This is a genomic window from Kumtagia sp. (genome assembly GCF_059502445.1).
Genome location: NZ_JCACER010000048.1, coordinates 45,410 through 54,544, shown reverse-complemented (window position 1 = coordinate 54,544; position 9,135 = coordinate 45,410). Strand labels below are relative to the sequence as shown.

The 9,135-nt window shown below is 60.1% G+C and carries 16 protein-coding genes; 1 reads left to right on the top strand and 15 read right to left on the bottom strand.

Annotated elements, in window-relative coordinates:
• Positions 1-228 precede the first annotated feature (228 nt).
• On the bottom strand, positions 229-414 hold the full coding sequence (locus AC5JDC_RS16030) for a hypothetical protein (protein WP_495842630.1): 186 nt from the start codon (positions 412-414) through the stop codon (positions 229-231).
• Complete coding sequence (locus AC5JDC_RS16025) at positions 414-746, bottom strand: hypothetical protein (protein WP_495842628.1); 333 nt, start codon at positions 744-746, stop codon at positions 414-416. Before AC5JDC_RS16025 ends, AC5JDC_RS16030 begins: the two co-directional genes overlap by 1 nt.
• Before the next feature lie 810 nt (positions 747-1,556).
• Between AC5JDC_RS16025 and AC5JDC_RS16020 the strand changes: the two genes are divergently transcribed.
• Positions 1,557-1,973 carry a hypothetical protein gene (locus AC5JDC_RS16020; protein WP_495842627.1) on the top strand — a complete coding sequence of 139 codons (417 nt, stop codon included), beginning with the start codon at positions 1,557-1,559 and terminating at the stop codon, positions 1,971-1,973.
• A 646-nt stretch (positions 1,974-2,619) separates the two neighbouring features.
• Here the strand turns inward: AC5JDC_RS16020 and AC5JDC_RS16015 are convergent.
• From AC5JDC_RS16015 to AC5JDC_RS15955, 13 genes are all read right to left on the bottom strand, one after another.
• Complete coding sequence (locus tag AC5JDC_RS16015) at positions 2,620-3,045, bottom strand: DUF6378 domain-containing protein (RefSeq protein ID WP_495842625.1); 426 nt, start codon at positions 3,043-3,045, stop codon at positions 2,620-2,622.
• Entirely contained in the window at positions 3,042-3,218 is a 177-nt protein-coding gene (locus tag AC5JDC_RS16010) for a hypothetical protein (RefSeq protein ID WP_495842623.1), read from the bottom strand. The genes AC5JDC_RS16015 and AC5JDC_RS16010 overlap by 4 nt, the downstream gene beginning before the upstream one ends.
• 21 nt (positions 3,219-3,239) lie before the next feature.
• Positions 3,240-3,620, bottom strand: a complete 381-nt coding sequence (locus AC5JDC_RS16005; protein WP_495842621.1) for a CAP-Gly domain protein — start codon at positions 3,618-3,620, stop codon at positions 3,240-3,242.
• On the bottom strand, positions 3,617-3,811 hold the full coding sequence (locus AC5JDC_RS16000) for a hypothetical protein (protein ID WP_495842620.1): 195 nt from the start codon (positions 3,809-3,811) through the stop codon (positions 3,617-3,619). The genes AC5JDC_RS16005 and AC5JDC_RS16000 overlap by 4 nt, the downstream gene beginning before the upstream one ends.
• A complete protein-coding gene (locus tag AC5JDC_RS15995) occupies positions 3,808-4,752 on the bottom strand; it encodes a hypothetical protein (RefSeq protein WP_495842618.1) in 945 nt (314 codons plus the stop codon). Before AC5JDC_RS15995 ends, AC5JDC_RS16000 begins: the two co-directional genes overlap by 4 nt.
• A 253-nt stretch (positions 4,753-5,005) precedes the next feature.
• Positions 5,006-6,274, bottom strand: coding sequence for an oxidoreductase (locus tag AC5JDC_RS15990; RefSeq protein WP_495842616.1), 1,269 nt, complete (start codon positions 6,272-6,274; stop codon positions 5,006-5,008).
• Entirely contained in the window at positions 6,271-6,423 is a 153-nt protein-coding gene (locus tag AC5JDC_RS15985; RefSeq protein WP_495842614.1) for a hypothetical protein, read from the bottom strand. The genes AC5JDC_RS15990 and AC5JDC_RS15985 overlap by 4 nt, the downstream gene beginning before the upstream one ends.
• 245 nt (positions 6,424-6,668) lie before the next feature.
• The gene (locus AC5JDC_RS15980; RefSeq protein WP_495842612.1) at positions 6,669-7,115 is read right to left on the bottom strand and encodes a hypothetical protein; all 447 of its coding nucleotides are present in this window, start codon (positions 7,113-7,115) and stop codon (positions 6,669-6,671) included.
• Between the two features lie 87 nt (positions 7,116-7,202).
• Positions 7,203-7,337: a hypothetical protein gene (locus AC5JDC_RS15975; protein ID WP_495842610.1), complete on the bottom strand. Its 135-nt coding sequence runs from the start codon at positions 7,335-7,337 to the stop codon at positions 7,203-7,205.
• Complete coding sequence (locus tag AC5JDC_RS15970; protein ID WP_495842608.1) at positions 7,334-7,546, bottom strand: hypothetical protein; 213 nt, start codon at positions 7,544-7,546, stop codon at positions 7,334-7,336. The genes AC5JDC_RS15975 and AC5JDC_RS15970 overlap by 4 nt, the downstream gene beginning before the upstream one ends.
• Entirely contained in the window at positions 7,533-7,880 is a 348-nt protein-coding gene (locus tag AC5JDC_RS15965; protein ID WP_495842606.1) for a hypothetical protein, read from the bottom strand. The genes AC5JDC_RS15970 and AC5JDC_RS15965 overlap by 14 nt, the downstream gene beginning before the upstream one ends.
• A gap of 203 nt (positions 7,881-8,083) precedes the next feature.
• The gene (locus tag AC5JDC_RS15960) at positions 8,084-8,479 is read right to left on the bottom strand and encodes a hypothetical protein (protein ID WP_495842604.1); all 396 of its coding nucleotides are present in this window, start codon (positions 8,477-8,479) and stop codon (positions 8,084-8,086) included.
• The gene (locus AC5JDC_RS15955; RefSeq protein ID WP_495842601.1) at positions 8,476-9,030 is read right to left on the bottom strand and encodes a hypothetical protein; all 555 of its coding nucleotides are present in this window, start codon (positions 9,028-9,030) and stop codon (positions 8,476-8,478) included. Before AC5JDC_RS15955 ends, AC5JDC_RS15960 begins: the two co-directional genes overlap by 4 nt.
• Positions 9,031-9,135 lie beyond the last annotated feature (105 nt).

The following is a 9,135-nucleotide window of genomic DNA, read 5'->3' as shown; positions in this document are numbered from 1 at the left end:
AAGCTTGGATCGGCATTCCCGGATTTTATGGGAACCCGCTAGGGCGCGGTAGCGGTTAGTTTGGTGCTCTTGCTACATAAGGCCGCGCTTTTCTCGCCCATGCTCGGCTTTGCTGCCGTACTGGTCGGAATGGGTATCTACTACGGCCAAGGTAGCCTAAGCCTGTGGCTGGTCATCGCTTCTGTTGGGCCGCGGCACTGGCTTGGCTTGGTTACTAGGCTACTGTGCCTAACTCCGCACATCCCGCCGCACCATCTTCGGCGGGCGTAATCCGACCACATCTTCCTCGCGCACCTGGACAGGCGTTCCGGTGCGCTCTCCTTTTATGCGCACCACCAGATAGCCTTCGTCGCCTTCGGCGCCTGTCACCTCGACGTTGACTGTTCCGGTCCATCCCGCTCCGACTTCCGGCATCAGATCCCCTTGGCGCGCATATAGTTGTTGAGCGGCTTGTTTCGGTCGGCGATGTCGCAGAACTCGGTCGGTGGCGTCACCCGAAATCCAAAGTCCCTGTCCCGACGTCCCGCCTCTCGACATCGAGGGCAGTAGAACGCATTCCGGATAGCCGCGTCGAGACATCCGTGGTCCATGCCGAGACGTCGCCCCAAAGCCACCAGGTTGACGCGGCCGTGATGATTGCAGCCGGTGGCGTAGCAGTGGACCGTCATTTCAAAGCCGGCCGCCAGCATCTTGCCGATCGTGTCGACGGCGAACGGATAGGTCAGTTCGGGCAGTCTGAAACTCATGGCTTACCCTACCACAGGCTGCGCCTCCGTGCACGGCACCACAATGTACTACATTTTCCGTTCACATTTTTGTCACATAACTGGTAGGACCAGATTTACCCTTGCGTTGTATACCACTTACGCTAGTGTCGCCGTGGGCTTCGTAACCCGGATCGCGAATAGACGTACCCATGCGTGAGAGGGACGCACGCACATACGGGCACGTTGAATGGATGCCGACGCTTGGCGGCGTCGCATCAAACCTGGCTTCGGCCGGGGGCGGTGCGCCATGTCCAGGCGAAAGCTAAAAGCCATCGGGAGGTCTTCGCGATCTCTTACGAACCCCCGGCTCGGCGCCAGTGCAGCGCTGAGTGCAAGCACACATGTCGTCCCACTTGCGCAGGCTTTTAGCGCGAAGATCACCCGCGATGGCCACGAGGCCAAGGAAGATAGTTAGAACGAAATGGAAGAGGTGGGTTGTACTGAGGCCGTAGTAACAGCGGCCACTGGTTGGGCGTTCAAAGAGGGTCAGTGTGTAACCCACAAGGACCAGCCGCTCCCGTCCCTTGTGATGATGCGTGTTCGCTCAAGGCGCGGCGCGGAAATCTACGGCGTAAGGTCGTTTGCGTTCACCGACGCGCAACGCGATCGGATTATCTTAGGGGAATGCCTGCGCAACGTCGTGCCCGGCACTGAACCGTGCGACGCATGCTTGCTGTTTAATACGGGTATGTGTCCTGGCACGGCGGAGGCCACCGCCACATAGGCGGCACAGCCTAGACAGCATTACGGCGATAGGGTATGGCTCCGCTATTAAACGGAGCCATATTCATGTCTATGCCTGTTACCGACATTGAGAAGCTGCGGCCCGAGCTGCTTGACCTAAGCGTTGCGGAACTCGAGCGGCGCGCAAATGAGATCCAGTTGGCCATCCGCGCTAAGGCGGAGAAGGAAGAAGCAGAGCGCCGCGCTGCAGTTGTGGCCGAGGCCGCTACGCACGTTGAGACCGTTGTTACCGGCTTGAAGTGGCTGCATGACAATGGATTCCTGTCCGGCAAGGTCACGGAGTCGTTTACGCGGGCTGACGGCCAGTTCAACCCGGCAACCTACCTGCGAGCGCCGCGGGCTGACGACGTGCGCCAGGCGCGGGTTGCGAGTGGTGATGCGCCGAAGCGCAGGCGCCGTGTACGGGACGCCAATGGCAACCTGGTGCCCAGCAAAGCGGCCAAGGCGGCGGGCGAGTTATAAAAAGAAAAGGGCGCCACGAGGCGCGTAGGTCACCTAGCATGGCCTCCAATTGGCTTATGGCCCACGCTATGTCCATCGCTGCAACGGCTGTCTTTCCCTCCTTGCTGGTAAGGAGCATTCCTCCACCAATGAGATTGACGCCATCGTCCACCATCTTGCTCCCGTTCTGATCTCTCGCTCCGGGGCTCCGAATGTATGCTGCCATTTTGCTCCCCCAACTGCGCACTGCGGATGGGAGCATTTCGCCATCAACGCGCAACCAGTCTTCAAGCAGTTTGGCGTCGTATTCGGCTTGCTTTATGCGCTCGGCAAGGATGGAGTGGGCGATTAGAGAAATGTCTTTGTTAATATCCTTCTTCCTCTAGGTCGTCCACACCCAGCGTCTCAAGGTCAAACAGCAAGGCCTTCGCCTGCCTCATGATGTCGTCTGGAATCATCTCAGTCACGTTTCAAATTCCTCTTGTTAGCGTCCGCAACCTCGGGCTACCCGCCCTCCACACCACCCGCCTCGCCACGTTATGCGTGTTCATGCCGGCCAGCAGACCAATGCAGCGCCGGCAGGTTGGCTTGGGCGCCGTTGCGGCGCCGCGCTTGCCGCAGATTGAACCGCGGCCCGGTACAGCTGATTGTGCGTGGATGACGGGGGTCACGCCGCCACGCCGTTAATCTCGGCACCGGTAAGCGTATACCCCACCAGGTCAACGAAACTGTCGCGGTGGTCGGGAGTTTCGCACAGACGAGCCTCCTTCATCAGGCGCATCAGGGGCGACACGTCAGCCGCTGTGATTTCCACATCGCGACCAGTGTTTTCAAAGTATGCCTGCCAAAAGCGGGCAATGCGTTCAAAATTGTCTTCAGGTTTGCCGTAGGCGGAGCGGCGAGCGCCGGTCACAATGCGCTTGGCCTCGTCGGCAATCGTCGCCTTGACATCGGGCGCCGGCTGGCCGAGTACGCGGTCACAGAAGGAATCAGGAACGGTTGCGGTCGGTGCGGTTGCCGTGGGCATGAACGTGTCCTCGTTCGGGTGGTCGACTGACTGGTTTCCCCAAGGTGTGTAGATGGTGGCGGTCATTGGATTGCGTCCACCTGTTTGTCGGCCCAAAGTTCCGCGACATCGGCAATCCGCTCGATCGCGATCATGAGCTGGTTCATCCGCTCTTCCATGTCGTCGTTGCGGTTTCTTGCATCCTTGGCACGCTGGCTCTTCGCGCAGCAGGCGCTCTGCACGCAGCCGTTTGCGCTCATCATATTTCTGCTTGGGTGTCATCAAACCTCCTCCCTCTTTCGCGGCGCACCTTCGCGCAGCGGCCCTTCCGGACCACCCACCTTGTAACCATTGGGATCAGCCGCGATCTGCCGCGCCCAAGCCAGGGGATCCTTCACGAGCGGCCTAAACCTCTTGGCTGCGTACGGCGCATCCGACAGGCCCCAAGCTTCGCCGAACTTGCTGTCAATGCCCTCAAGTTTGACGCCCAAGTACGAGCCGAACACATAATGCGAGGCCATGCCCACCCACCTGACGGTATATGTCTCGCCTTCCGTGATGTTGGCGTCCTTGACGGTTGCGCCGTTCTCAAGCGGCACCTTGTCGTCCACGCAGATGACCTGCGCGCCGGGATATAGGTCGTGGCGGGATTCTTGGTTCATGCTGACAAGTCCAACTTGCGGCCAAGCTTGTTTGCTACGATGCCCTTAAGGGAATCAATCGTATCGATAAGCCACTCCTCTATTTCGTCTTCAGTAATATCTCTTTCAGAGTTGGCTAATTCATATGATGCAAGCAACATCATGCAAAAATGCGCCAGACCGACCGTATCGCTATCAGTTATAATCTTCACGCCGCTACCCCCATCTTTTCAGCCCTCGCGCGCTCATCTTGCAGTTGGTTGAACGTGTGGAGGAAGTGCAGTTCTGCGACGTCTGGAGACCAGTACTTCAGTTGGATGCCGAGTGGGTTGGTGTAGTTTGGATCCACCTCGTGCATGTTCTGCTGCATCTCGTCGGCGATGATGCGGCTGTCCGCCTCGTGAACGGCAATGGGCAGTCCGCCATCAGCAAGGCCAAATGCTGGCGCAACTGCCAAATCCCAAATGCGCTCCTCGGTTTCCTTGATGATTGGCGCTTTGACCTTGGACGGGCGCGCCGTATCGCCGAAGCCAGATAGGGTTTCTGGCGCGTCGTGTAGAAGCCCGGCTAGAGCGACGATCGGATGAAAGCCACGCGCGGTCAGCCACTGCGCGATATGCACCGAATGCTCTGCGGTTGAATAGAAGCGACGGCACGCACCAGTGTACCGGCACGACATCGCTAGGCTGTGCGCAATGTGGTTGATGTCGACGTCTTCAGGTCGCGGGTCGAACGGCCAGAACCTGCCGGTCAGCGTCGATATGTAGTGGCCGACTCGCTCATTGCCGTTGCGCTCCGTTGCGGGTGCCGCAACCTGGCGCATGTTGTCGTTGGCGGCTGGCGGGCAGACGCACAAGTCGCTGCCGTAGTTGCACAGCAACTCCCCAAACGTCTCGGCCGCCTGCGTGTCGTCCGGACAGCCCTCCACGTACATGCGCGCAACGCGGTCCCACTGTTTGGTTTGCGCGGTCATGCCACCTACTGCAACTCCTTCTGCGGTGCCGATGAACCGGCAGTGCTTCGCGCCGAACTCAGCGCTGCTTTTCGGGTAGCCGTCACGGACAAGCGTGTCCTCAAGAGCTTCGTCCGCCATGGGACGATAAGGCTTGGGGAATCCGAAGCGCCAGCCGCTTGGCGGGTCGTATAGCAGCATCACAAAACCTCCTGAAAAATCCAGTTGCACATGCCAAGCACAATGAGGGCGCCAAACAGCCATAGCGCGATGGCTTCGATGTGGGTCATTGGCTAAGCGCATCCAGACGCGTCCGCGGCGCGCTCTAGCCTGGCGGCGCGGCGCTCTTTGTCCTCGGCTTTTTTAATGCAATCTGCAGCTTGATCTCGATAGCACTGCGCCAGTGCCCGGTTGTCTTTTGCCTCAATGCGCAGTTCCTTTGCGTCCCCGTCACTCACGCCGCAGCCCTCCATTCGCTGTTGTCGTTTGCGGACTGCAACTTGGCAGCGCCCGCGACCATCTCCGGCCGAAGCGTCAGTCGGATAACCTCGCCGCCGGTCTTCGAATAGGTGATTACCTTTGCCGAGCGCCCGCCCGGCCACCCGCCACCAGCATTGAACGCGTCCTTGGCGGCAAGCGTCTCGTGCTGCTCAACGTACATAAGGCGCGTCTTCTTGCCTTCGTCGCTGTGGCGGTGCCCGACATGCACGTACGCGGTAGAGCTGCGGCCGTACATCTCACGGAAGATTGCCGCCACAACGGCGTCAACGTCCTTCACGCCACGCTTGTGACCGTGATGATAGGCCAGCATCGTTCCGCCCCATTCGTAGGCGTAGTACAGCGACGGGCTGTTATCGACAGTGATGCGCGGTTCGTTTTCGTACATGGCCGCCAGCATCTCACGCAGCCATGCGCTCGAGGCCGGGTCGTGGTTGCCGGCCGCCATGACGATGTGGACGTGCTGATGCTTGCGCAAGAGCATGTCTATGACGCGGCGCGTGGTGCGGATGACCACCCGGATAATCTTCTGCAGGCGGCTGTCCGCATCGAGCACGTGCTTGTGAGCGGGCGTCACGGATTCCAGCGCGTCGTGATGCATGAAGTCGCCGAGCTGAGCGAAAACGGCGGTGTGGGCGGGCGGCGCCAACTCGATCGCCACGGAAAACCAGTCAAGCAGCAGTTGCTCGGCAATCCGCAGGTCGTAGGACGCCCCGGTCTCTTCATGCCAGGCAAGCATCCCGAAGTGGCTATCTGTAATCACGAACTGGTTGAGAAGGTCTTCCCGTACGTGCGCAGGCGCCGGAGAGGCGGGCAGACGAGGCAACTCCTCCTTCAAGGCGTCCGCGACCGCCCGCATTGCAGCAAGCTGCTGTTCCTTGGACGGCTCGCTGATACGCCATCCGCCGATGCGGCGTCCCTCGCCGTCCGTGTAGGCCGAATCTCGCTTGAGCGTGAAGCCCTCCGGGATTTCATGGACATCGCCGGCCGCCTTGACCTGCTTCACCCACTTGCCGTCGACCGTCTTGCTGGCGACGCTCTTGATGGCAAAACCCGGCATGACCGGATCCAATGAGAGCATTCCGCGCTCGGCAGCAACTGCCATGCGGCGGCGTACCGTGCTTTCGTTCACGCCAAGCTCTGCGGCGGCCGAAACGTTGTCTTTGTGGCGGGCGCGCACTTCAACGGTGCGGGCAATATCGTAGTCTGAAACGGGTGGGGTCAATGTGCGGATTCCGCGTTTATGATGCTGCCGGCTACAACATGCGCCAGCCCGGAAATTAACAGCGGGATGCCCAGCAGAGGCTGGTCCATAATGATTGCGCCTGACCCGGCACACAGACCATATCCGGCAACTAATAGTGCGATTTTCATCATAGCTTCCTACTACTCCGGCTTGCCTGGATCGACGACGGGCGTGGCGATAAGCTCGCACGCGAAAACGTCATGCGCCCTGCGGCATTCGTAGAGGGCTTCCGCGTTGCCAGGGTCGAAGAACCACACAATCACCCCTGCGATTATCACCGAAAGAACGAGCCCAGTACCAAAGCCGGATAGCCAGCAATCTCCTGCCGAGAGTTCAGGCTTTGTCGTATTACCAACGTGCCTATCCATAGGCCTCACCCTCCAAGCTGAAATTGCGGCCTATCGGCCTGCTTAGCCGAGTCCGCCGTTACGGGCGGCTCGCCCTCGTAAGCGACGCCACCTTCGCCATCCACCTTGGCGCCAACGCCGCCCTCGCCGTCCATTGCGCCCTGCAACGCGTTGGCCTGGCTCGTGGAGTACGGCAGGCGGTAACACTGAGGCTCCCCGTTGCCGTCATCCAGCATGGCGTAGATAGCACCAGCACTATATGCGTCCGGCACGTCAATGCGCGCGCCGAGCACTGTGTAGCTGCCAGCGGCTGGAAGCCACGGCGCGCAGTTGCCAAGCGGCAGGACTGCGGCCGGCAACGATGCGAACACAGCAAGCGCGAACACTGCTGCGGCTATTGCCCGATGCGAGAGGAGCGCTAGCGCAGCGAACAGGATGACGTAGGCGGCCCATGTGGAGGCGGCTAGGATCATGATAGTACCCACCGAAAGAGGCCACCCGCAAAGCCTCCCCAAAAACAGCCGACCAAGAAGACGGCAATATAAATCAGCGTCTGCCGGTCACTCATCGTCATTCCCATGAAGCCAGTAGCAAAGCGCAATCATGCCTGCGCTGATGCCGGTCGCAGACATGAACAGCAGCACCGTGAACAGGTCAGGATGCGCCCACATGAATTCGTGCAGGGCGGCGCTCATTTGTCGCGTTCCGCAAGCATGGCGTCGGCGATGGAATAGGCGCGAGACGCTATCCATTCCGCTTCAAACACATCGGGGTTGCTGTCGTAAGCCGCTACGGTTGGAAGTGCCTGCCCCGCGAACCAATCGCGCAGCGCCATGCCGTTCTGCCAATGCTCTGGGTTGCCTGTATAGACAGGGTGCGCCGGCCCACCGTCATTCTTCGCCATTGCCGCCTCCAGCGATATCAACCGCAATCATAAGCGCCACTGCCAGTGCAACCGCGATAGCGGCGAGGGCCATGCCTTCGGGCGTAAACCAGGTCACGACGTCACCCCATCCTTGGACCGGACCCGATAGGCCGTGATGTCTGTTTCCTCGCACTGGTGCGACCCAGTCGAGGAACTGCGCTTCGGCTTCCTTCAGCAGGCCGTCGCCATAGGCCACCTCGACCGTCGTGCCCGGCTCCACGGGGCACTTGCCGCCGTGCCATTCTTGCCAGCCTGCGGCGCGGTAGGCATCAAGGGCCGCAGCAAGTGCTATTTCCAGGCCGTGGCCAAACATCACGCGGCCTCCCGCTTGTCTGTTGCTGCTAGCAAGCAGCCAATGGCGCTAGATGCGAACCAAATAACCATGCCGGCAAGCCACTGCGGCCCGCGCCACGTCACCAGTCCAAACGGCCTCACCGAAATTATTGCCAATACCTGCGGCTGCCAGCGCATTAACTGCCGCAGGCACGAACAAGAACCACCGAACAGGGAACATCATCACACGTCCTCCTTCTCCTCGTCGAGCACGTCGGCGATTTCGTTGAAGATGCGGGCTGCCTCGCGAAGGGATTGCGCATCGGCCGTCGCATCGAAGCGGACGCGCTTCTTGCCCCAAGGCACTCCTCCGACACTGATTTCAACACCGTTGTAATTGCCATCAACAATCTCGCGGCGAGTTACGGTGCGGACGGGGGATGCGGGCGGCGTGACTGTCGCCGTGACAAGTTCGATTTCGTCCTCGTGGAAGAACCATCCGGAATCTGTATCGATCTCATAGCCGCTTATTCTGACGACTTGCACGACGTGTCCGATTGGCACCTTGTGCCACGAACCGCCATAGCGCTCGCCGTCCTTGACGACCCGCACCCTATCCCCAACCTTGAACTTGCTCATTTCGTAGCGCTCCTCAAAGGCTTGTAAACACGGTTCATCGAACCAGGCACAACATTGCCGGACGCATCCAACCGGAACCGCACAACGGTACGCTCTTGCGCTTGGCGAATGGTCATGGTCTCGCGCACAAGAAGCGCACTGCCGTTGCCATCCGCGCGTCTTATCTCGACTTCGACAGGCAATTCCTGTGCGACCGAATAGCCGTGGATGTTCACCACGTACTCGCCGGCGGGCAGGCCGCGGCTGAACGCATCTTCCCGATTGAATGGGCCGTCATCGCCGCTTAGGCCAAGGTCATCACGCAGCAAGTTGAACACCCTGCCGGCGCGGTTGCTATATCCGACCGCCTTCTGCTCGCCAGGTGCCAGTACCCATACATCCACGTCATAAGGGCCTTCCGGCCATGCGATGCTTACGGCGAGGTTGCCGGGTGGCGGCGCGTCATGCGCATTGGTCGGCGTGGGGTTGATCCACGGAATGATGATGATCAACACCAGAAGGCAGAACGCAAGCGCGTTCAAAAACAGGTCGCGGGCGGCGATGTTGATCATGTTGCGTCCTCGATGGACGTGACCCAATACTTCCATGCCCTCAGCGGCATTGCCGCGCGCATGGCCTGCTCAGCCGCGTGGTTCCAGTCACGGGCCGGTACAGTG